We start from the raw sequence: 19,211 nt of genomic DNA, 5'->3' as shown, positions 1-19,211 counted from the left end.
GGAGCAGATAAAAAGAATGGATCAGGGATTAAAGACTAGGCAATTTTGCCAATGGCGCAAGCAGCTATTTAGCATCAGTCTATTAGGCTTTTGTGCTGCGATCGCACTCGAAACTTGCACTACTGCTGCTACACCAGTGGCAAAGCTAGAAAACTGGCGTTTTTCCCCAAAAACACAGCAACTCGAAATCACCCTCTCAGCAGGCACAACCCCCCGTTATTTCTACCTTACCCAACCCTCTCGGCTTGTTGTAGATTTACCGAATACTAAGTTGGGCAAAATTATTACACAACAAAATTATTCTGGAGCAATCAAAAGCATTCGTGTTTCTCAACTGAACGCAAATGACACACGCATTGTCCTAGATTTAGCACCAGGGACTGTTTTAAATCCCAAACAGATACAACTGCAACCCGTTTCGCGAAAAAACCCCACTCGCTGGGTATTACGTCCGGTTATTTCTGGTAAAACTACTGCCGTGAAACCAGGGAAGTCCCCACCTTTACCCAAGAAACAACCTCAAACACCCAAAAATCCACCTACTAATCTACCCGTAACCACTACTAATTTACAAGCGCCCTTACTCACAGTTCCGCCTATATCAAATGGCCTACCCTCAACAATTACTAATAATTCAGGGCAGCCTTTTGTAACCGTACCTCCCCTAACTCCTAATACATCCTCTCAACAACCTGCTTTGATTCTTCCCCCTCCTTCTTTCCCAAATCAACCCGGTAACTTAAATAGTATTCCTCCTTTCGGTATGTCGGAATTTCCAGTTCCAACCATCCTCAATGTTCCTAATCCCCAGGTGATCGAATTTGGTCAACCCCTTCCTAAGAATAGATAGGGAGCAGGGGGAGCAGGGGGAGAAGACTTAATAACCAATGCCCCATGCCCAATTCCCAACTCTAAAATCTGTCAGTTTCTTGAGGTGTTCCAACTGCTCCTGGTTGAGCCGTAAATAAGTTTTGAGCAGCTTCATTTTGATATATACACCTAATATCAGGTTGCCCACTGTCCAAGTTACCTGTGAATCCAAAGGTATTCAGGCGGTTTTTGCAATCTCTTACCTGATCATTAGTCACCAGCTTACGTTGCTCTAAAAGCGCCCAGTTATTTTGTCGGATTACACATCCAGGACGCATACTGGGCTGGGCAACATACACATTGAATGGATTGAGAGTGACGAACAATCTAGCGTCCATCACCATCGCGCTGGCTCCGTACTGCACACAAATCTCAGGGTTAGGTGCTTTCAAATCAATGAATTCACGAGAAGCCACATTTGATGGCGCCAACGTGGTTGTAGAACTAAAAGCAATGCCAATCCCAATTCCCAAAATCAACACCCCTCCCATAATTGCGATGGTGAAGAGGTTAAAAATTGGGGATTGGAAAATAGAGGGTTTAGAAGTAGTAGCCGATCTACCAGTAGGTTTACGTCTCATTGTTGCTTAATCACCTTCACGCCGATTTGGAAGGGAGTGGTCTAAAGTTTTCTCCCTCTTTCAGTATGCCTATTCTTAACTGTAATTGTCTGCGATTTCTTGGGCAGTATTCTTCTTAAATGATAAAAATAGGAACTTATCTAGATATCTGGACAGAATCTCAACATTGTCGGCTATTGTTTCCATCTTGAAGAATTGGTGAATCCTTTTATTTATTTGCTGATTAGGAATTGTTATTACCTTTGTGCTGCTTCACATGCAAATCATAGAGCAACTGAATTTTTAATTTCTATATTTTATTAACCAATTATAGCATATTTTTAATATCTATCAGATCGTCTTGATTCAATTTGCACAAATTATGCAGTGATAATGCTTGAATTAGCTAGCTTGATGTTTGTGATTTTGCGAAAAGTATGAGCAGAGTAAACCTGTACCTATAACTTTCCCAGAGGAATTTTTCGTATTTCTATGAGTTATTTTTGTTACCCCTAGTAATTGATATGTTAAACGATATAAATTAAAATTTAATAAAGTTTTAATAACTAATTAGAAGCAAGTGGCATCTCAAAGAGCGTTATTCTCAAGCAAGAAGTTCAAAACTTCGCAACTTCAAATCCTTCTAGCTGATAGTCTCACTATTTTTTGGGGAGATTGGTTAGATTTACGTGTCAGAATCGTACAAGTTGCTGCATCAGGCTTAATATCCCCACTGATATATATTTTAGCTTTTGGCTTGGGTTTGGGTAGTTCCATCAAACCAGGCTCAGGGATTAGTGGTAACTATAACAACTACTTGGAATTCATATTACCGGGGATGGTGGCGCTATCGTCGATGACGATTAGCTTTGGTGGAACGACATTTTCGATTTGTGCAGACAGACTATTTACCAAAACCTTTGAGGAATTGTTGTTAACTCCTATACATCCCTTAGCGTTACATATCGGAAAAATGCTGGCGGGAGTAGTGCGGGGGTTGATGACATCGGGTTCGGTGATTCTGGTAGCGGTGCTGTTGACTGGAAACTGGAATTTTCTCAACCCACTATTTCTCTTATTGGTAGTGCTGAATTGTTCGGTATTTGCTGGGTTAGGGGTGATTGTGGGGTTGAGTGTGCGATCGCTCGAATCAGTTGGACTCTACAACAACTTTATAATTATCCCCATGTCATTCTTAGGAGCCACCTTCTTTGACCCAGGCACATTACCATCTGCCCTCAAAGTTGTAGTTTATCTGTTACCACTCACCTACGCCAGCATCGGACTACGTGCAGCTGCCCATTTACCTTTGTCTCAGTTTCCTTGGTACAGCATACCGATTTTGCTAGTGATTGCGATCGCTCTTTCCCTCTGGGGTGGTTATAAATTCGCTCACCAACAAGATTAAAATAATTCGTAATTCGTTAAAGCCTTTATTAGAAACTGTGCTTTATACTTTTGCATCTTGTGGTTTTCGACCCAGCATTATTGAAATGCTGATTGAAGTGAGTCATTAGTCATGAGCAAATGACTAATGACTAATGACAAAAGACTAACTAGCTAACAGAGTTTTTTCTAGAGAAGTCCAACGGAAGGCGCGATCGCCACCCCTCTCAATGACTACTCTTACTCGTGGTTCTAGTTGAGGCAAATTCGTTAAATACTCAAGTTCCTCATTGGAAAGAATATGCCCTTCAATAATCCACAAAACCAGCCCCTTTGACTTTGGTGGTAGCTGTTCTAGATGATAATTGATAATTGGGGGTAAGTAGTACACATGACCTACTGCCGCTCCACTACCATTACTTTTTTTACCAAGATGAGGAGGTCTGACTCCATGAATTCGTGTGAGATACGCAGCTATGTCGCCCAACCCCTTGGCGGTAATGTGGAGGGTAGTATAGCCAGCTGCGCGTAGTCGGCGCTGATATCGACCTTCATAACCCCCTTCCAGAGGTACATACACGCCAAGAGCGCCAAATTTTTCCAGATCGCGCATTAAACCGTTGCCAGTGGTAATTAGTGCCATAGATTTTCGTCTTATCCCACTTAGATATCTCTATTATTTACCCTTAACCGATAGATTAAAAGCATTTTTTTTGGCATCGGGAAGAGGCAGAGAGGCAGGGAGTAGGGAGCAGAGGGGAATGAAGAAGTAGGGGAGCAGGGCGAAAAGGGAAACTTTGTCTATTGCAAAGCACCCCCTGCCCCAATTCCTCTTTTCTGCCCCCCTTTGCCCCAGGGCTGTTTCCCCACTCCCCAAAAATAACTTTATAAATTACTAGACAAACATAAATAAATAATTTATATTATTAGATTGTGACCAAAGACGCAAATTAGACTCCATTCTTACTGTCATTTTGAGATAGTGTTAGCATCAGAAACTGATGACTCAATCCAAATTGGATAATCTAACTCAGATTGATCATAGACTGGTAAACTAAGAAAGCTTTCAGGTCAACATTGGAGCTTATGGACGGAGAATCAAAGCCAATCCAAAGCTCTAGAGTACATTTACTCCTGTGCCTGTGAAAAAGCAGGCAAAATCTTAAACAATAGTTTAAGGTGTTTAAGGAAGTGAAAACTGAGCAGCAATGTTGGTTTCATGGCATTACGTCAGTCTCAGTTAACGGATACTGGGTGGTAAAAACCGCTTAAGTCCAACTGCAACACGGCAGTAGCCAATCTCCGGGAAGCCGTCTTAATGGGCGTCTAAAAATCGGAAAACCCGCCGACAGCGCTGCCTCCAGAAAGTGCCAGAGCAATTGCTTGGACGAAAGCATTGCTGCACACAGCTTAAAGCTGTAGCGCCTTGCATTGATTCCAGAAGTTACGCCTTCCCAATGGGAAGGGACTTGTGGCTGTTCTGGTGATCTAGTGAGTGAAGCTAAACAGATTCACCAAGCAGTACGGACACGGTTTGTTGTGTCCGAAAGCATTTGGAGCGGTTTATTTAAACCATTCCAAATTTCGCAGGCTAACCCAGCCTAAACTGATGCGTACAAAGCGTGTCTCTAGAGTCCAATTCCAAGGTCAGCAAGTAGAAAGGAGAACCAGTTACTGTGTCTGTAGGTATTCTCGGCACCAAGCTGGGCATGACCCAAATATTTGACGAAGCAGGAGTAGCTATTCCTGTAACTGTCATTCAAGCAGGGCCATGCACCGTTACACAAGTTAAAACGAAACAAACCGACGGTTACTTTGCCATTCAAGTTGGTTTTGGCGAAGTCAAACCAAAGGCACTGAACAGACCACTACTGGGTCATTTGGCTAAATCATCTGCCCCAGCATTGCGTCACCTAAATGAATATCACACCGAAAGTTCTGGTGATTATGCTTTAGGTCAACAAATTAAAGCAGATATTTTTAGTGCGGGTCAAATTGTCGATGTAGTCGGCACAAGCATCGGTCGCGGATTTGCGGGCAACCAGAAGCGCAACAACTTTGCTCGTGGGCCCATGTCCCACGGTTCCAAAAACCACAGAGCGCCAGGTTCTATTGGTCCTGGTACAACACCAGGTCGTGTCTATCCAGGTAAGCGGATGGCAGGGCGTTTAGGTGGGAAACGCATCACAATCCGCAAACTGACCATAGTGCGAGTTGATGCAGAACGGAACTTATTACTTATTAAGGGAGCAATTCCTGGTAAACCAGGCGCTCTAGTAAGTGTTGTGCCTGCAAAAATAGTGGGATAGTCAAACAGTCATTAGTCAAGAGTCATTAGTCATTAGTCATTGGCTAAGGACAAATGGCAAAAGACAAATGGCAAATGACGCCACATGCTTCACTTGGGGAGACCCCAAGACCGCAGTGGCTCACAAATGACAAAGGACAAATAACAAAGATGGTTGAAAGCGTAGTTAAAAATTGGCAAGGAGAACAGGTCCGCGAGACGACTTTCGAGTTGCGCGTTGCCAAGGAAGAAACAGCGTCTCATATTGTGCATCGCGCCTTAGTACGGCAATTGACTAATGCTCGTCAAGGAAATGCCAGTACAAAAACTCGTTCAGAAGTCAGAGGCGGTGGCCGTAAACCTTGGCGACAAAAAGGTACTGGTCGCGCTCGTGCAGGGTCTATTCGTTCACCACTGTGGCGTGGTGGTGGTGTGATCTTTGGGCCAAAGCCCAGAGACTTCAACCTCAAGTTGAACCGCAAAGAGCGACGTTTAGCACTGCGGACAGCATTTGTTAGTCGCATTGAGGATTTGATCGTAGTAGAAGAATTTAACACCGAGCTATCTCGCCCGAAGACTAAAGAATTAGTGGCAGCGCTTTCTCGTTGGGGAGTAGTGCCAGAAAGCAAGTCACTGTTAATTTTGTCTGAAATTGCGGATACAGATAACGTTTATTTGTCAGCCCGCAACATTGAAAATTTAAAACTAATTGCAGCCGACCAGCTAAATGTTTTTGATTTACTGCACGCTGACAAAATTGTAGTTACGGCATCAGCCCTAGAAAAAATTCAGGAGGTCTACAGTGCCTAGCTTTGACCCCCGTGACCTTGCCGACTTAGTGCGTCGCCCAATAGTCACCGAAAAAGCGACTATCTTGATGGAGCAGAATAAGTACACCTTTGAAGTAATTCCAAAGGCATCTAAGCCAGAAATCAAGGCTGCGATCGAAGACTTGTTTCAGGTCAAGGTAGTAAAAGTCAACACAACCTTACCACCGCGTAAAAAGCGGCGCGTTGGCAAATTTATCGGTTATAAGCCCCAATATAAGCGAGCCATTGTTACCGTCGCCCCTGGGGATGAAGACAAGATTAGACAAGTTCTATTCCCAGAAGTCTAGGAATTTTAGATTTTAGATTTTAGATTTTAGATTGAGGAGTTTACTCAATAAGTCCCCAAGATGGTCGCAATTAGTTAAACACTCATTAAATCTAAAATTCAAAATTCAAAATCCAAAATTAAGTAAATCCAAAATCCAAAATCCAAAATAGATTATGGGTACTCGTTCTTATCGCCCTTATACCCCCAGTACTCGCCAAGTTACAGTTTCTGACTTTGCGGAGATCACAAAAACCGAGCCAGAAAAATCCCTAACTACCTCGAAGCATCGCGCCAAAGGTCGGAATAATACTGGGCGGATTACTAGTCGTCGCCGGGGTGGCGGACACAAACAACTTTACCGGATCATCGATTTTAAAAGGGATAAACATAATATTCCTGCCAAAGTCGCAGCAGTTGAATACGATCCTAACCGCAATGCCCGAATTGCCCTTTTGTATTACCAAGATGGCGAAAAACGGTATATCCTCCATCCCAACGGGTTGAAAGTTGGAACAATAATTATTTCTGGGCCTGAGTCTCCCTTTGAAGATGGTAATGCTTTACCTCTATCAAGAATTCCCTTGGGTACTAGTGTTCACAACGTAGAAATGACTCCCGGTAAAGGTGGTCAAATTGTGCGTGCTGCTGGTGCTAGCGCTCAAGTTGTGGCAAAAGAAGGTGATTATGTAACTCTCAAGTTACCTTCAGGAGAAGTCCGCTTGATTCGGCGCGAATGCTACGCCACCATTGGGCAAGTAGGCAACACCGATGCGAGAAACCTGAGTGCAGGTAAAGCAGGACGAAATCGCTGGAAAGGTCGCCGTCCTAAGGTTAGAGGTAGCGTCATGAACCCAGTGGATCACCCACATGGTGGTGGTGAGGGTAGGGCACCTATCGGTAGATCAGGACCTGTTACACCTTGGGGTAAACCCACATTGGGCGCGAAGACACGCAATCGTAAGAAACTTAGCAGCAAATTGATTATCCGTCGTCGCCGTAAGTCTTCTAAACGCGGTCGCGGTGGTCGTGAGTCTTAAAGAGTTAGGAGTTAAGAGTTATAAGTTGAGAGTAAAATCTAACTCCTAATTCCTGACTCCTCACTCATAATTCCTAAATCCTAAATCCAAAATTGAACTATGGGTCGTTCTCTAAAAAAAGGTCCTTTCGTTGCGGATCATCTCCTAAAGAAAATTGAAAAGCTCAACGACAACAACAGAAAAGAAGTTATTAAAACTTGGTCAAGAGCTTCGACAATTTTGCCTCTAATGGTAGGTCATACCATAGCTGTTCACAACGGACGCCAACACGTTCCAGTTTTTGTAAATGAACAGATGGTAGGACACAAGTTGGGTGAATTTGCCCCGACACGCACCTACAGGGGTCATGGAAAAAGCGACAAAAAAGCAGGTAGGTAGTCATTAGTTATTAGTCATTAGTCATTAGCTAAAGACAAGTGACAAATGACAAATGACAAATGACAAAATTGGAGAAAATTATGGCTACTAATACTACTGAAGTAAAAGCGATCGCTCGTTTTATCCGCATCTCGGCCTACAAAGTGCGTCGGGTACTCGATCAAATTCGCGGGCGATCGTACCGTGAAGCATTAATCATCCTAGAATTCATGCCCTATCGCGCCACTGAACCCATATTGAAGGTTCTCAGAAGCGCTGCTGCCAATGCCGAACACAACGCTGGGTTAGATCGGACTCAACTAGTGATTACTCAGGCTTATGCTGATCAAGGGCCACCATTAAAGCGGTTCCAACCAAGAGCGCAAGGTCGAGCTTACCAAATTCGCAAGCCGACGTGTCATATTACTGTGGCTGTTGGAGCCGCCCCAGAAAAATAAGCACGCTTACACGAATAAATTACGTAAAGTAAGAAATCTTAGAGGAAGCATTCGTGGGACAGAAGATTCATCCAGTTGGTTTTCGCCTGGGTATTACACATGAACATCAATCCCGTTGGTTTGCTGTTGCTGATCGTTATCCAGAACTTTTACAAGAAGACTACAAACTGCGTCAATATATAGAACAAAAGCTGGGTAGGCAGGCTCAAAACAACGCTGGAATTTCCGAAGTTCGGATTGAGCGCAAAGCTGACCAAATCGACTTAGAAGTACGCACAGCTAGACCAGGTGTAGTAGTGGGTCGTGGTGGCCAAGGTATCGAATCCTTACGTACCGGACTCCAAGGATTGTTAGGTAGTAATCGCCAAATTCGCATTAACGTAGTTGAAGTTCAACGAGTTGATGCTGATGCCTACCTCATTGCCGAATACATTGCTCAACAATTAGAACGCCGAGTATCCTTCCGGCGGGTAGTGCGGCAATCGATTCAACGTGCCCAACGCGCTGGTGTTCAAGGGATTAAAATCCAAGTCAGCGGTCGGCTCAACGGTGCAGAAATTGCCCGGACAGAGTGGACTCGTGAAGGTAGAGTACCTTTACATACGTTACGGGCTGACATTGACTACTCTTATTGCACGGCAAAGACTGTTTACGGCATTCTGGGCATCAAAGTATGGGTGTTTAAGGGAGAAATTATTCCTGGACAGGAACCAGATCCGCTACCACCTGCAAGCCGCGAACGTGAACGTGATCCCCGCGATCGCGATCGTGAACCCCGTCGTCGTCAACAACAACGTCGTCGCCAACAATTTGAAGACCGCTCAAATGAAGGGTAAATGGGGACTGGGGACTGGAGACTGGGGACTGGGTGAGAATTACAGCCAATCCCCAATCCCTCATCCCCAATCCCTAACCCCCAGTACCTAGTACCCAGTAGCCAATCATGTTAAGCCCTAGAAGAACTAAATTCCGCAAACAACAGCGCGGACGGATGGAGGGACTAGCCACCCGTGGTAGCACCCTCAACTTCGGTGATTTTGCACTCCAAGCGCAAGAACCTGCTTGGATTACCTCCCGGCAAATCGAGGCTTCTCGTCGGGCAATGACCCGTTATATTCGTCGGGGTGGACAAATCTGGATTCGGATTTTCCCTGATAAACCTGTAACCATGCGTCCTGCTGAAACCCGGATGGGTTCCGGTAAAGGTAATCCAGAGTTTTGGGTAGCTGTAGTCAAGCCAGGACGAATTTTGTTTGAAATCGGTGGGGTTTCTGAAGAAATCGCCCGTGAAGCTATGCGTTTGGCTTCATTTAAACTGCCTATAAAAACTAAGTTTATTGTGCGCTCTCAACCACAGGAGCAGGAGTAGCTTATGCCTCTTCCCAAAATTTCAGAAGCAAGAGAATTAAGTGACGAGAAACTTTCTGAAGAAATTGTCGCGATCAAAAGACAACTATTTCAGTTGCGCTTGCAAAAAGCTACAAGACAACTAGAAAAGCCTCACCAGTTCCGACAAATGCGACACCGCCTAGCCCAGTTGCTAACGCTAGAGACAGAACGCAAACGGGCAGCAAGTCAATCGGCTAAAGAAGAAAAGTAGGAGATTATGGCAGTTAAAGAACGAGTTGGCTTGGTAGTGAGCGATAAAATGCAAAAAACTGTGGTAGTAGCCATAGAAAACCGCGCTCCTCACCCCAAGTACGGCAAAATTGTGGTTAACACCCAACGATATAAAGTTCACGACGAAGAAAATAAGTGTAAAGTAGGCGATCGCGTTCGCATTCAGGAAACAAGACCCCTGAGCAAAACCAAGCGCTGGAAAATCACAGAAGTCCTGAACGTCAAGCCTACTTAAACCTCATCGTTGTTAGAAACTAACAACATTACAAGGGAGAATAATTGTGATTCAACCCCAGACTTACCTGAATGTCGCAGATAATAGCGGTGCCCGTAAACTAATGTGCATCCGCATCTTAGGCGGAGGCAACCGTCGTTATGGTTTTATCGGCGATAAGATTATCGCCGTTGTCAAAGATGCTACACCTAACATGGCTGTAAAAAAGTCTGATGTTGTGGAAGCAGTAATTGTCCGCACTCGTAAAGCTGTAAGTCGTGACAGTGGCATGAGCATTCGCTTTGATGATAACGCTGCTGTGATCATCAACAAAGACGGTAATCCTAGAGGCACACGGGTTTTTGGCCCAGTTGCACGGGAACTACGCGATAAAAACTTTACCAAAATTGTTTCTCTGGCTCCGGAGGTGCTTTAATGGCAACCAAACAGGGTACGCCCAAAGTATTCCACAAAATGCACGTCAAAACTGGCGACACCGTACAAGTGATTGCTGGCAAAGACAAAGGAAAAGTTGGTGAAATTATCCAGGCACTTCCCCAACTGAGTAAAGTCATCGTCAAAGGTGTAAATATTAAAACCAAGCACGTCAAACCCCAGCAAGAAGGGGAATCTGGGCGAATTATGACCCAAGAGTTCCCAATTCATAGCTCTAACGTAATGCTTTATTCCACTAAGCAAAACGTTGCCAGTCGTGTTTGTTATACCTTTACCTCAGAAGGCAAAAAAGTCAGAAAACTCAAGAAAACTGGCGAGATTCTGGATAAATAGTTAGAAGTTAGGAATTAAGAGTTAGGAATTAAATTTAACTCATAACTCATAACTCATAACTCATAACTCGTAACTTTGTTCCCTGACCAAGCCCAGGGATATCAGGACAAAAAACTATGGCGACAACAAGACTCAAAAGCTTATATCAAGAGACAATCGTTCCCAAACTGATTAATCAGTTTCAATATACCAACGTTCATCAAGTACCGAAGTTGGTAAAGGTTACTATTAACCGGGGTTTGGGTGAAGCAGCTCAAAATGCGAAGTCACTAGAGGCATCCATTAATGAGATTGCCCTGGTAACAGGTCAAAAACCAGTGGTGACACGGGCGAAAAAGGCGATCGCTGGCTTTAAGATTCGTCAAGGGATGCCTGTAGGGATCATGGTTACTCTTAGAGCCGAACGGATGTATGCCTTTTTCGACAGACTAGTTAGCCTGTCACTACCTAGAATTCGAGATTTTCGCGGCGTTAGCCCTAAAAGCTTTGACGGACGCGGTAACTATACTCTGGGTGTCAGAGAACAGCTAATTTTTCCAGAAGTCGAATACGACAGCATCGATCAAGTGCGTGGGATGGATATTTCCATCATCACCACAGCAAAAAACGACGAAGAGGGACGCGCCTTACTTAAAGAATTAGGAATGCCCTTTCGCGATCAATAAGTTCATCTATAGAGGGAACGATGGCGGCTAACGACACAATTGCAGATATGCTGACGCGCATCCGCAATGCCAACCTGGCGCGGCATCAAACTACACAAGTGCCAGCTACAAAAATGACCCGAAGCATTGCCAAAGTGCTACGGGAGGAAGGCTTTATTGCTGAAATCGAAGAAGCAGAAGAAGGGGTAAAACACAATCTGGTGATTTCCCTAAAGTACAAAGGTAAAAACCGTCAGCCTCTGATCACCGCCTTAAAGCGAGTGAGTAAGCCTGGCTTGCGTGTTTATTCCAACAGAAAAGAATTACCAAGGGTACTAGGCGGTATTGGCATTGCCATTATTTCTACATCCAGTGGGATTATGACTGACCGCGAAGCGCGGCGTCAGAACTTGGGTGGCGAAGTGCTTTGTTACGTTTGGTAGTCACCAGAAGTGAGGAGTTAGGAGTGAAGAGTGAAAAGTTAGTTAGAAAAACTTATAACTCATAACTCGTAACTCATAACAGGATAAAGGACAAAAGTAATGTCTCGTATTGGTAAACGTCCAATTACTATTCCCGCCAAAGTTCAAGTGGCGATCGATGGTACGAAAATTGTGGTGAAAGGCCCGAAAGGAGAGCTTTCTCGCACTCTCACAGCTAATGTCTCAGTCTCCCAAGAGGGAGAAATATTACATGTAAATCGTCGGGATGAAACTCGTACCTCAAAGCAACTGCACGGCTTGAGCCGCACTTTAGTTGCAAACATGGTCGAGGGAGTTTCCCAAGGTTTTCAGCGCCGTTTGGAAATTCAAGGTGTTGGTTACCGGGCACAAGTTCAAGGGCGTAACCTACTTTTAAACATGGGTTACAGCCATCCGGTGCAAATTGAACCACCAGAAGGAATTCAGTTTGCAGTAGAAGGTACCACTAACGTCATTGTCAGTGGCTATGACAAAGAAATCGTCGGTAACACAGCCGCCAAAATTCGTGCCGTTCGTCCACCAGAACCTTACAAAGGTAAAGGCATTCGCTATGCCGGTGAAGTGGTCAGACGGAAAGCTGGTAAGACTGGTAAGGGTGGTAAGAAGTAGAAATGAAACTTACTCGTAGAGAATCAAAAAACCGTCGTCATCGACGTGTTCGTGGCAAAGTTGTTGGCTCCCCAGAACGTCCGCGTTTAGCGGTATTCCGTTCTAATGAGCATATTTATGCCCAGATAATTGATGATACTCAGCATCAAACCATCGTGGCCGCATCGACTGTAGAACCAGAGTTGAAATCTAGTTTAGCGTCATGTGCAAACCGCGACGCATCGGTGCAAGTTGGTAAGTTGATCGCAGTGCGATCGCTAGAAAAAGGCATCACCAAAGTAGTCTTTGATCGCGGTGGTAATTTATATCATGGTCGTGTTAAAGCACTAGCTGATGCAGCCCGCGAAGCTGGTTTAGATTTCTAAAGTCATTGGTCATTAGTCATTGGTCATTGGTTATTGGATAAATGACAAATGACAAAAGACAAATGAAAACTGACCCTTCGGGTGATGCCTCCGGCACGCCAAGGGCGAACGCCAGTTACTCATGGGGGAGACCCCCAAGACCACACTGGCTCACAAATGACGTTCATCAGAGCACTAAATTATGGCAACAGAGCGTAAAAGTAGAACAAAGCGTGCCAAAAAAGAAGAAACCACTTGGCAAGAACGGGTTATCCAAATCCGACGCGTGAGTAAGGTAGTTAAAGGTGGTAAAAAACTCAGCTTCCGAGCGATCGTTGTTGTCGGTAACGAACGCGGCCAAGTTGGTGTCGGAGTAGGCAAAGCCTCAGATGTAATTGGCGCTGTCAAAAAAGGCGTAGCCGACGGCAAAAAACACCTCATTGATATCCCCATCACCAAATCTAACTCCATCCCTCATCCCATTAATGGTGTCGGTGGCGGTGCGAAAGTGATGATGCGCCCAGCCTCACCTGGGACTGGGGTAATTGCAGGTGGTGCTGTGCGGACTGTACTGGAATTAGCAGGAGTTCGTAACGTCTTAGCCAAGCAACTTGGCTCTAACAATCCGCTCAATAATGCTAGAGCCGCAGTCAATGCCTTATCTACACTGCGGACTCTTTCTGAAGTCGCCGAAGATCGCGGTATTCCTATTGAAAGTCTCTACATCTAGTAGAATTCCACTTACAGAGCTTTTGTGTAAACAAGAACTAATTACATCATGAGACTCAACGATGTTAAGCCGCAAAAAGGCTCAAAGAAACGCAAGAAGCGTGTAGGCAGAGGTATTTCTGCTGGTCAAGGTGCCAGCGCTGGTTTAGGTATGCGAGGTCAAAAATCTCGTTCTGGTAGCGGTACTCGTCCAGGTTTTGAAGGTGGTCAACAGCCATTGTACCGCCGCTTACCTAAGCTGAAGGGCTTTCCGATTGTTAATCAGAAGATTTACACTACGATTAATGTAGAGAAGCTAGCCTCTCTTCCTGCTAATACGGAAGTAACTTTGACCTCCTTGAAAGCCGCAGGTATTCTGACTGCTGTCAAGGGGCCATTGAAAATTTTAGGTAACGGAGAATTGAGCATTCCGCTCAAGGTACAAGCGGCAGCTTTCACAGGTTCAGCTCGTAGCAAAATTGAGGCAGCTGGTGGTAGTTGTGAAGTCTTATGAGTGAGCCGGAACAGCGCACTTAAATGGAAGCCAACTCGCTGTCAGCGCCTGGTTCACTATAAAGGTAGCACTCTATGATCAGTCGAGATAAAGCCCCAACGGCTCAAGAAACTTTTATGCAGATGGCGCAAGCAGCTGGCCTCAGAGGTAGGCTGCTTGTCACCGTCGGTATTTTAATTTTGGTTCGCCTGGGTATCTTCTTACCCGTACCAGGAATTGATAGACCGAGATTTGCCGAAGCCATATCGGGCAATAATTCCATATTTGGCTTATTGGATATATTTTCCGGGCGAGGACTTTCCACTTTGGGAGTCTTTGCTTTAGGGATTTTGCCTTTCATTAATGCGTCCATTATTATCCAATTGCTCACCGCAGCAATTCCATCTTTAGAAAATTTACAGAAAAATGAAGGCGAAGCAGGTCGGCGAAAAATATCGCAAATTACCCGCTATGTCACTGTAGTTTGGGCGATTCTTCAAAGTACAGCTTTTTCGGCATTATTTCTCCAGCAATTTGCCTTAAAGCCAGGGCCTATCTTTGTAGCTGAAACTGCGATCGCTCTGACTGCTGGTTCCATGTTCGTAATGTGGGCATCAGAACTGATTACAGAACGTGGTATTGGTAACGGAGCATCATTGTTGATTTTTGTCAATATTGTCGCGTCATTACCAAAAGCATTAGGCGATACCATCGACTTGGTGCAAGTCGGTGGTCGGGAAACAGTGGGGCGTGTGATAGTGCTGCTCTTAGTTTTCCTAGCAACAATTGTTGGTATTGTGATTGTGCAAGAAGGAATGCGCCGCATCCCAATTATTTCGGCTCGTCGCCAAGTAGGTCGGCGAGTATTGGCAGAGCAGCGTAGCTATCTGCCCCTGCGGTTAAATCAAGGCGGCGTGATGCCAATTATTTTTGCTGCTGCCATCCTCAGTTTGCCACTGCTGATCGCCAACTTTACTAAAAATGCCGAATTGGCCAATATAGTTAACACTTATTTGAGTCCAGGTGGTTCTAGCTCCTGGGTCTATGCCTTGGTCTACATGATTTCCATCGTTTTCTTCAGCTACTTCTATTCTTCGTTGATTCTCAACCCGGTAGATGTGGCGCAGAACTTGAAGAAAATGGGTTCTAGTATTCCTGGAATTCGTCCCGGCAAGGCAACTAGCGAGTATATCGAACGCGTGTCCAATCGACTCACTTTTTTGGGTGCTATCTTTTTGGGCTTCGTTGCTATTATCCCCACAGCCGTGGAAAGCGCTTTGAATGTGAAAACTTTCCAGGGGATAGGTGCGACATCTTTGTTGATTTTAGTTGGTGTGGCAATTGAGACAGCCAAACAAGTCCAAACTTATGTCATCTCTCAGCGCTATGAAGGAATGGTGAAATAATAGTGACGCGATTAATCTTCTTGGGACCACCTGGAGCGGGTAAAGGAACACAAGCTCAAACTTTGGCTGAACACTTGAATATTCCCCATATTTCTACTGGTGAAATCTTAAGACAAGCCATGAAAGAGCAAACTCATTTGGGAATCAAGGCTCAAGGTTATGTTGATAGCGGTGAGTTAGTACCCGATCAGCTAGTCGAGGACTTGGTACAGGAGCGCCTCAGTCAACCAGATGCCAAAAGTGGTTGGATTCTTGATGGTTTTCCCCGCAAAGTGACCCAAGCAGGTTTTCTGGAGAAGTTACTGGAAGAAATACATCAGAGTGGCGAAAGGGTAGTCAATCTAGATGCACCAGATGAAGTTGTGATTGCACGTTTGCTAGCTAGAGGACGAAAAGATGATACCGAAGAGGTGATTCGTCGTCGTTTAGAAGTGTACCGCGCTGAAACTGCACCTTTAATTGATTATTACGGCGATCGCAAAAAACTTCTAACAGTCAATGGTAATCAGTCCCAAGAAGATGTCACTGGTGAACTGCAAAAGGTAATTGCTTCCTGAAAGGGGAATATGGAATTCACCAGTACAGACGCAATTAATCGCGTCTCTCCCCACTCTCTATACCAAGAAAAAGATCAATTTTAGCTAAGATATATTAATAAACTGTTGATATATTTCTTAAAGTGTGTTCTCTTGCAGATTAAAGTGCTGCAACTGAACACGAAATTGTTGAGTTGAGGAAAAAACAAATTGTCTAAGCAAGATTTGATTGAAATGGAAGGCACGGTTACAGAGTCCCTGCCTAATGCGATGTTTCGCGTTGACTTGGACAATGGCTTTAACGTGCTAGCACACATTTCCGGCAAGATTCGCCGAAATTATATCAAGATTTTGCCCGGCGATCGCGTCAAGGTAGAGCTAACTCCTTACGACTTGAGCAAAGGCAGAATTACCTATCGACTAAGAAAGAAGTAAGTATATGTAGAGAATTTTACCATAAAACCATTTTTTTGGCTGTTTGCTAGTCATTTAACTGGATTAATTTCCCTAGAAATGCTATAATTTTATATTTGGAGTCAAAAAATAAAAGGCATGAAAGTTAGAGCCTCAGTCAAGAAAATTTGTGAAAAGTGCAACGTGATCAAACGTCGTGGTCGCGTCATGGTGATCTGCGTGAACCCCAAGCACAAGCAACGTCAAGGATAACGCTCTTACCAACAGAGCCAGTTGTAACGCGCATATCATCATTAAAACGAAAAGACGCGATTAATCACGTTTTTCCAACCAACAGTAATTGCGAGAACAATAGGGAGAGTTCATTGTGGCACGTATTGCCGGAGTAGACCTTCCACGCGATAAGCGCGTCGAGATCGGTCTGACTTACATCTACGGAATTGGTTTATCACGCGCTCAAGAAATTATAGCGGCAACTGGTGTGAACCCAGACACCCGCGTTAAGGACTTAAGTGATGCCGATGTAACAGCCCTACGAGGGGAAATAGAAACCAACTATCAAGTTGAAGGTGACTTGCGGCGCTTGGAGTCTTTGAACATCAAGCGCTTAGTTGACATTGGTACCTACAGAGGTCGTCGTCATCGCATGGGCTTACCAGTCAGAGGACAAAGAACTCGCACCAATGCCAGAACCCGTCGAGGCAGAAGGCAGACAGTGGCTGGGAAGAAGAAGGCTCCAGGGAAATAATTTTGCAACGCTTGCTAATCCGAGCAAGTTTTACCTTAAATCAACTAAACAAGTATGGCGAGACAACCAACTAAAAAAACCGGGAGCAAGAAGCAGAAACGGAATGTACCCAGTGGAATGGCCTACATCCAGTCTACTTTCAACAATAGCATTGTCACCATTACCGATCAAAATGGAGATGTCATCTCCTGGGCTAGTGCTGGTTCTAGCGGTTTTAAGGGAGCAAAAAAGGGAACTCCCTTTGCAGCGCAAACTGCTGCTGAAAGTGCAGCCCGTAGAGCCATTGATCAAGGAATGCGCCAAATTGAGGTAATGGTGAGTGGGCCCGGAGCAGGTAGAGAAACCGCTATCCGCGCACTTCAAGGAGCAGGGCTGGAAATTACACTCATTCGGGATATTACCCCTATTCCTCATAATGGTTGCCGTCCACCCAAGCGCCGTCGAGTTTAAACACCAAGATTTGGGCATTGAGGACGAGAAGCTACAATCAAAGTAAGGGAAATTACTTATATTGACCGCTTGGGCGTCTAACGTGCAAATTGTCATTGGGTGAAAGCTTGGGCGACCAAAAGTTCGTCAGATTTCCCGGAGGGAAAGCTGTTAAACTTCGGGAACCCAAAATATTATCAGCGCCTGCAAGCTCAATGGGAGTGTTAAACTATACCGCAATTTTAGGCTAATAGTTTGATATACCTATAATCTACAGGACATAAATTTAATTCGGGAGGCAATTGATTTGTCTGCTAGCAGCACCTTAGAAAAAGGGAGGCTCATCCGTGGCGCAGTTTCAGATTGAATGTGTAGAGTCTAATACTGAAGAAAGTCGGAACCATTACAGTAAATTTGTTCTGGAACCTCTAGATCGTGGTCAAGGAACAACGGTTGGCAATGCACTGCGGCGAGTTTTACTCTCCAACCTAGAAGGTACAGCAGTTACAGCAGTGCGAATTGCAGGCGTTTCACACGAGTTTGCTACAGTTCCGGGCGTGCGGGAAGATGTGCTGGAAATCCTCATGAAAATGAAGGAAGTTATCCTCAAAAACTATTCTTCGCAGCCTCAGATTGGTAGATTACTCGTTAGCGGCCCCGCAACAATCACTGCGGCGCATTTTGATTTGCCTAGTGAAGTAGAAGTCATCGATCCAACCCAGTATGTAGCCACCATCGCTGAGGGTGGAAAGCTGGAAATGGAATTTCGGATCGAGAAAGGCAAAGGCTATCGCACTGTAGAGCGAGGACGTGAGGAAGCCACATCGTTGGACTTTCTCCAAATCGACTCCATATTTATGCCGGTGCGAAAAGTCAACTACAGTGTTGAAGAATCTCGTGGGGAAGGCTTGATTCCAAAAGACCGACTCCTGTTGGAAGTTTGGACAAACGGCAGTATTTCCCCCCAAGAAGCACTATCTTCGGCTGCTGGAATCTTGGTAGATTTATTCAACCCGTTGAAAGACATCTCCCTAGAACCAACAGACACAGGTTCCGAGATTCCAGACGACCCAACTGCCCAGATACCCATCGAAGAGTTGCAACTTTCTGTTCGGGCATATAACTGTCTCAAACGGGCACAAGTTAACTCTGTGGCAGATTTGTTGGATTATACCCAAGAAGACCTCTTAGAAATTAAGAACTTTGGGCAGAAATCAGCAGAAGAGGTCGTGGAAGCTTTGCAGCGACGCTTGGGCATCACCCTGCCAATGGAAAGAGGCTCTAAACATCCTTAAGAATAACCGTTCATAATTCATAGTGCATAATTATGCGTCACCGTTGTCGCGTCAAAAAACTCAGTAAACCAGCCGATCAACGCCGTGCTCTACTGCGATCGCTCGCCACCGAGCTGATCCGTCATGGTAAGATTACCACCACTTTAATTAGAGCGAAAGTTCTCCGAAGTGAAGTGGAAAAAATGATTACCCTAGCCAAAAATGGCTCCTTGTCAGCACGCCGGGAAGCTCTTGGCTATATCTTCGACAAACAACTGGTTCACGCTCTATTTGAGCAAGCTCCAACTCGATATGGCGATCGCCAGGGCGGTTATACCCGCATCCTGCATACCGTACCGCGTCGGGGCGATAATGCAAAAATGGCAATAATTGAATTGGTTTAAGTCATTAGTCATTGGTGAGCCAGTGCGGTCTTGGGGGTTTCCCC

Annotated in this window: 30 protein-coding genes; 28 read left to right on the top strand and 2 right to left on the bottom strand. The window is 44.9% G+C overall.

Going from position 1 to position 19,211, the window contains the following annotated elements; translation table 11 throughout:
* The first annotated feature begins 16 nt into the window (after positions 1-16).
* Positions 17-850 carry an AMIN domain-containing protein gene (locus VE944_RS00715; RefSeq protein WP_324970918.1) on the top strand — a complete coding sequence of 278 codons (834 nt, stop codon included), beginning with the start codon at positions 17-19 and terminating at the stop codon, positions 848-850.
* A gap of 61 nt (positions 851-911) precedes the next feature.
* Here VE944_RS00715 and VE944_RS00710 read toward each other — a convergent pair whose 3' ends face one another.
* The gene (locus VE944_RS00710) at positions 912-1,451 is read right to left on the bottom strand and encodes a DUF3172 domain-containing protein (protein ID WP_324970917.1); all 540 of its coding nucleotides are present in this window, start codon (positions 1,449-1,451) and stop codon (positions 912-914) included.
* A 559-nt stretch (positions 1,452-2,010) separates the two neighbouring features.
* On the opposite strand from VE944_RS00710, the gene VE944_RS00705 reads away from it, so the two are divergent.
* The gene (locus VE944_RS00705; protein WP_324970915.1) at positions 2,011-2,838 is read left to right on the top strand and encodes an ABC transporter permease; all 828 of its coding nucleotides are present in this window, start codon (positions 2,011-2,013) and stop codon (positions 2,836-2,838) included.
* A gap of 144 nt (positions 2,839-2,982) precedes the next feature.
* On the opposite strand, the gene ndhN is transcribed toward VE944_RS00705, so the two are convergent.
* Complete coding sequence (ndhN, locus tag VE944_RS00700) at positions 2,983-3,459, bottom strand: NAD(P)H-quinone oxidoreductase subunit N (RefSeq protein WP_324970913.1); 477 nt, start codon at positions 3,457-3,459, stop codon at positions 2,983-2,985.
* Between the two features lie 1,033 nt (positions 3,460-4,492).
* Between ndhN and rplC the strand changes: the two genes are divergently transcribed.
* The 26 genes from rplC (at position 4,493) to rplQ (ending at position 19,167) form a co-directional block, all read left to right on the top strand.
* The gene (gene rplC, locus VE944_RS00695; RefSeq protein ID WP_324970911.1) at positions 4,493-5,125 is read left to right on the top strand and encodes a 50S ribosomal protein L3; all 633 of its coding nucleotides are present in this window, start codon (positions 4,493-4,495) and stop codon (positions 5,123-5,125) included.
* Between the two features lie 149 nt (positions 5,126-5,274).
* On the top strand, positions 5,275-5,913 hold the full coding sequence (gene rplD / locus VE944_RS00690; RefSeq protein WP_324970952.1) for a 50S ribosomal protein L4: 639 nt from the start codon (positions 5,275-5,277) through the stop codon (positions 5,911-5,913).
* Positions 5,906-6,220 carry a 50S ribosomal protein L23 gene (locus tag VE944_RS00685; protein WP_069070779.1) on the top strand — a complete coding sequence of 105 codons (315 nt, stop codon included), beginning with the start codon at positions 5,906-5,908 and terminating at the stop codon, positions 6,218-6,220. Before rplD ends, VE944_RS00685 begins: the two co-directional genes overlap by 8 nt.
* Before the next feature lie 154 nt (positions 6,221-6,374).
* Positions 6,375-7,238 carry a 50S ribosomal protein L2 gene (gene rplB / locus VE944_RS00680; RefSeq protein ID WP_324970909.1) on the top strand — a complete coding sequence of 288 codons (864 nt, stop codon included), beginning with the start codon at positions 6,375-6,377 and terminating at the stop codon, positions 7,236-7,238.
* Between the two features lie 99 nt (positions 7,239-7,337).
* Positions 7,338-7,616: a 30S ribosomal protein S19 gene (gene rpsS, locus VE944_RS00675; RefSeq protein WP_012410721.1), complete on the top strand. Its 279-nt coding sequence runs from the start codon at positions 7,338-7,340 to the stop codon at positions 7,614-7,616.
* Between the two features lie 80 nt (positions 7,617-7,696).
* A complete protein-coding gene (gene rplV / locus VE944_RS00670; RefSeq protein ID WP_012410720.1) occupies positions 7,697-8,053 on the top strand; it encodes a 50S ribosomal protein L22 in 357 nt (118 codons plus the stop codon).
* Between the two features lie 53 nt (positions 8,054-8,106).
* On the top strand, positions 8,107-8,889 hold the full coding sequence (rpsC, locus tag VE944_RS00665; protein WP_324970906.1) for a 30S ribosomal protein S3: 783 nt from the start codon (positions 8,107-8,109) through the stop codon (positions 8,887-8,889).
* A 107-nt stretch (positions 8,890-8,996) separates the two neighbouring features.
* The gene (gene rplP, locus VE944_RS00660) at positions 8,997-9,422 is read left to right on the top strand and encodes a 50S ribosomal protein L16 (RefSeq protein WP_012410718.1); all 426 of its coding nucleotides are present in this window, start codon (positions 8,997-8,999) and stop codon (positions 9,420-9,422) included.
* A gap of 3 nt (positions 9,423-9,425) precedes the next feature.
* The gene (rpmC, locus tag VE944_RS00655) at positions 9,426-9,653 is read left to right on the top strand and encodes a 50S ribosomal protein L29 (RefSeq protein WP_100901243.1); all 228 of its coding nucleotides are present in this window, start codon (positions 9,426-9,428) and stop codon (positions 9,651-9,653) included.
* Positions 9,654-9,659: 6 nt separating this feature from the next.
* The gene (gene rpsQ, locus VE944_RS00650) at positions 9,660-9,908 is read left to right on the top strand and encodes a 30S ribosomal protein S17 (protein ID WP_100901244.1); all 249 of its coding nucleotides are present in this window, start codon (positions 9,660-9,662) and stop codon (positions 9,906-9,908) included.
* 46 nt (positions 9,909-9,954) lie between these two features.
* Positions 9,955-10,323: a 50S ribosomal protein L14 gene (rplN, locus tag VE944_RS00645; RefSeq protein WP_069070772.1), complete on the top strand. Its 369-nt coding sequence runs from the start codon at positions 9,955-9,957 to the stop codon at positions 10,321-10,323.
* Positions 10,323-10,676 carry a 50S ribosomal protein L24 gene (gene rplX / locus VE944_RS00640; RefSeq protein WP_190910324.1) on the top strand — a complete coding sequence of 118 codons (354 nt, stop codon included), beginning with the start codon at positions 10,323-10,325 and terminating at the stop codon, positions 10,674-10,676. Before rplN ends, rplX begins: the two co-directional genes overlap by 1 nt.
* Before the next feature lie 116 nt (positions 10,677-10,792).
* Positions 10,793-11,341, top strand: coding sequence for a 50S ribosomal protein L5 (gene rplE / locus VE944_RS00635; protein ID WP_118167585.1), 549 nt, complete (start codon positions 10,793-10,795; stop codon positions 11,339-11,341).
* Between the two features lie 20 nt (positions 11,342-11,361).
* A complete protein-coding gene (gene rpsH, locus VE944_RS00630; protein WP_012410712.1) occupies positions 11,362-11,763 on the top strand; it encodes a 30S ribosomal protein S8 in 402 nt (133 codons plus the stop codon).
* Positions 11,764-11,862: 99 nt separating this feature from the next.
* On the top strand, positions 11,863-12,411 hold the full coding sequence (rplF, locus tag VE944_RS00625; RefSeq protein ID WP_324970895.1) for a 50S ribosomal protein L6: 549 nt from the start codon (positions 11,863-11,865) through the stop codon (positions 12,409-12,411).
* 2 nt (positions 12,412-12,413) lie between these two features.
* Positions 12,414-12,776 carry a 50S ribosomal protein L18 gene (gene rplR / locus VE944_RS00620; protein WP_118167587.1) on the top strand — a complete coding sequence of 121 codons (363 nt, stop codon included), beginning with the start codon at positions 12,414-12,416 and terminating at the stop codon, positions 12,774-12,776.
* Between the two features lie 181 nt (positions 12,777-12,957).
* A complete protein-coding gene (gene rpsE / locus VE944_RS00615) occupies positions 12,958-13,485 on the top strand; it encodes a 30S ribosomal protein S5 (RefSeq protein WP_109011930.1) in 528 nt (175 codons plus the stop codon).
* Between the two features lie 48 nt (positions 13,486-13,533).
* Positions 13,534-13,977, top strand: a complete 444-nt coding sequence (gene rplO / locus VE944_RS00610; RefSeq protein ID WP_324970890.1) for a 50S ribosomal protein L15 — start codon at positions 13,534-13,536, stop codon at positions 13,975-13,977.
* A gap of 74 nt (positions 13,978-14,051) precedes the next feature.
* Complete coding sequence (secY, locus tag VE944_RS00605) at positions 14,052-15,362, top strand: preprotein translocase subunit SecY (RefSeq protein ID WP_324970888.1); 1,311 nt, start codon at positions 14,052-14,054, stop codon at positions 15,360-15,362.
* A gap of 2 nt (positions 15,363-15,364) precedes the next feature.
* The gene (locus tag VE944_RS00600; protein ID WP_324970886.1) at positions 15,365-15,919 is read left to right on the top strand and encodes an adenylate kinase; all 555 of its coding nucleotides are present in this window, start codon (positions 15,365-15,367) and stop codon (positions 15,917-15,919) included.
* A 189-nt stretch (positions 15,920-16,108) separates the two neighbouring features.
* Positions 16,109-16,333: a translation initiation factor IF-1 gene (infA, locus tag VE944_RS00595; RefSeq protein ID WP_006196724.1), complete on the top strand. Its 225-nt coding sequence runs from the start codon at positions 16,109-16,111 to the stop codon at positions 16,331-16,333.
* 117 nt (positions 16,334-16,450) lie between these two features.
* A complete protein-coding gene (gene rpmJ, locus VE944_RS00590) occupies positions 16,451-16,564 on the top strand; it encodes a 50S ribosomal protein L36 (RefSeq protein ID WP_015129703.1) in 114 nt (37 codons plus the stop codon).
* A 115-nt stretch (positions 16,565-16,679) separates the two neighbouring features.
* The gene (rpsM, locus tag VE944_RS00585; RefSeq protein WP_094328449.1) at positions 16,680-17,060 is read left to right on the top strand and encodes a 30S ribosomal protein S13; all 381 of its coding nucleotides are present in this window, start codon (positions 16,680-16,682) and stop codon (positions 17,058-17,060) included.
* Between the two features lie 54 nt (positions 17,061-17,114).
* Positions 17,115-17,510 (top strand): 30S ribosomal protein S11, encoded by a 396-nt coding sequence (gene rpsK / locus VE944_RS00580; RefSeq protein ID WP_069070761.1) that lies wholly within the window; start codon positions 17,115-17,117, stop codon positions 17,508-17,510.
* 326 nt (positions 17,511-17,836) lie between these two features.
* Positions 17,837-18,784: a DNA-directed RNA polymerase subunit alpha gene (locus VE944_RS00575; RefSeq protein ID WP_324970868.1), complete on the top strand. Its 948-nt coding sequence runs from the start codon at positions 17,837-17,839 to the stop codon at positions 18,782-18,784.
* Positions 18,785-18,816: 32 nt separating this feature from the next.
* Positions 18,817-19,167, top strand: a complete 351-nt coding sequence (rplQ, locus tag VE944_RS00570) for a 50S ribosomal protein L17 (RefSeq protein WP_118167591.1) — start codon at positions 18,817-18,819, stop codon at positions 19,165-19,167.
* Positions 19,168-19,211 lie beyond the last annotated feature (44 nt).

Source organism: Nostoc sp. (assembly GCF_035638895.1).
GTDB lineage: Bacteria > Cyanobacteriota > Cyanobacteriia > Cyanobacteriales > Nostocaceae > Nostoc.
Note: the sequence above shows the minus strand (reverse complement) of the source record. Positions and strands in the feature narration are given on the sequence as shown.

What these genes read in the sequence shown, in the direction of transcription:
- rplQ (WP_118167591.1), top strand. Translation starts at nt 18,817, where the DNA reads ATGCGTCACCGTTGTCGCGTCAAAAAACTCAGTAAACCAGCCGATCAA.
- rpmC (WP_100901243.1), top strand. Translation starts at nt 9,426, where the DNA reads ATGCCTCTTCCCAAAATTTCAGAAGCAAGAGAATTAAGTGACGAGAAA.
- VE944_RS00710 (WP_324970917.1), bottom strand. Translation starts at nt 1,451, where the DNA reads ATGAGACGTAAACCTACTGGTAGATCGGCTACTACTTCTAAACCCTCT.
- rpsS (WP_012410721.1), top strand. Translation starts at nt 7,338, where the DNA reads ATGGGTCGTTCTCTAAAAAAAGGTCCTTTCGTTGCGGATCATCTCCTA.
- rpmJ (WP_015129703.1), top strand. Translation starts at nt 16,451, where the DNA reads ATGAAAGTTAGAGCCTCAGTCAAGAAAATTTGTGAAAAGTGCAACGTG.
- rplF (WP_324970895.1), top strand. Translation starts at nt 11,863, where the DNA reads ATGTCTCGTATTGGTAAACGTCCAATTACTATTCCCGCCAAAGTTCAA.
- rpsK (WP_069070761.1), top strand. Translation starts at nt 17,115, where the DNA reads ATGGCGAGACAACCAACTAAAAAAACCGGGAGCAAGAAGCAGAAACGG.
- VE944_RS00715 (WP_324970918.1), top strand. Translation starts at nt 17, where the DNA reads ATGGATCAGGGATTAAAGACTAGGCAATTTTGCCAATGGCGCAAGCAG.
- rpsE (WP_109011930.1), top strand. Translation starts at nt 12,958, where the DNA reads ATGGCAACAGAGCGTAAAAGTAGAACAAAGCGTGCCAAAAAAGAAGAA.
- rplV (WP_012410720.1), top strand. Translation starts at nt 7,697, where the DNA reads ATGGCTACTAATACTACTGAAGTAAAAGCGATCGCTCGTTTTATCCGC.
- rplP (WP_012410718.1), top strand. Translation starts at nt 8,997, where the DNA reads ATGTTAAGCCCTAGAAGAACTAAATTCCGCAAACAACAGCGCGGACGG.
- rplE (WP_118167585.1), top strand. Translation starts at nt 10,793, where the DNA reads ATGGCGACAACAAGACTCAAAAGCTTATATCAAGAGACAATCGTTCCC.
- rpsQ (WP_100901244.1), top strand. Translation starts at nt 9,660, where the DNA reads ATGGCAGTTAAAGAACGAGTTGGCTTGGTAGTGAGCGATAAAATGCAA.
- rplO (WP_324970890.1), top strand. Translation starts at nt 13,534, where the DNA reads ATGAGACTCAACGATGTTAAGCCGCAAAAAGGCTCAAAGAAACGCAAG.
- rplX (WP_190910324.1), top strand. Translation starts at nt 10,323, where the DNA reads ATGGCAACCAAACAGGGTACGCCCAAAGTATTCCACAAAATGCACGTC.
- ndhN (WP_324970913.1), bottom strand. Translation starts at nt 3,459, where the DNA reads ATGGCACTAATTACCACTGGCAACGGTTTAATGCGCGATCTGGAAAAA.
- rplR (WP_118167587.1), top strand. Translation starts at nt 12,414, where the DNA reads ATGAAACTTACTCGTAGAGAATCAAAAAACCGTCGTCATCGACGTGTT.
- rplB (WP_324970909.1), top strand. Translation starts at nt 6,375, where the DNA reads ATGGGTACTCGTTCTTATCGCCCTTATACCCCCAGTACTCGCCAAGTT.
- secY (WP_324970888.1), top strand. Translation starts at nt 14,052, where the DNA reads ATGATCAGTCGAGATAAAGCCCCAACGGCTCAAGAAACTTTTATGCAG.
- rplD (WP_324970952.1), top strand. Translation starts at nt 5,275, where the DNA reads ATGGTTGAAAGCGTAGTTAAAAATTGGCAAGGAGAACAGGTCCGCGAG.
- rpsH (WP_012410712.1), top strand. Translation starts at nt 11,362, where the DNA reads ATGGCGGCTAACGACACAATTGCAGATATGCTGACGCGCATCCGCAAT.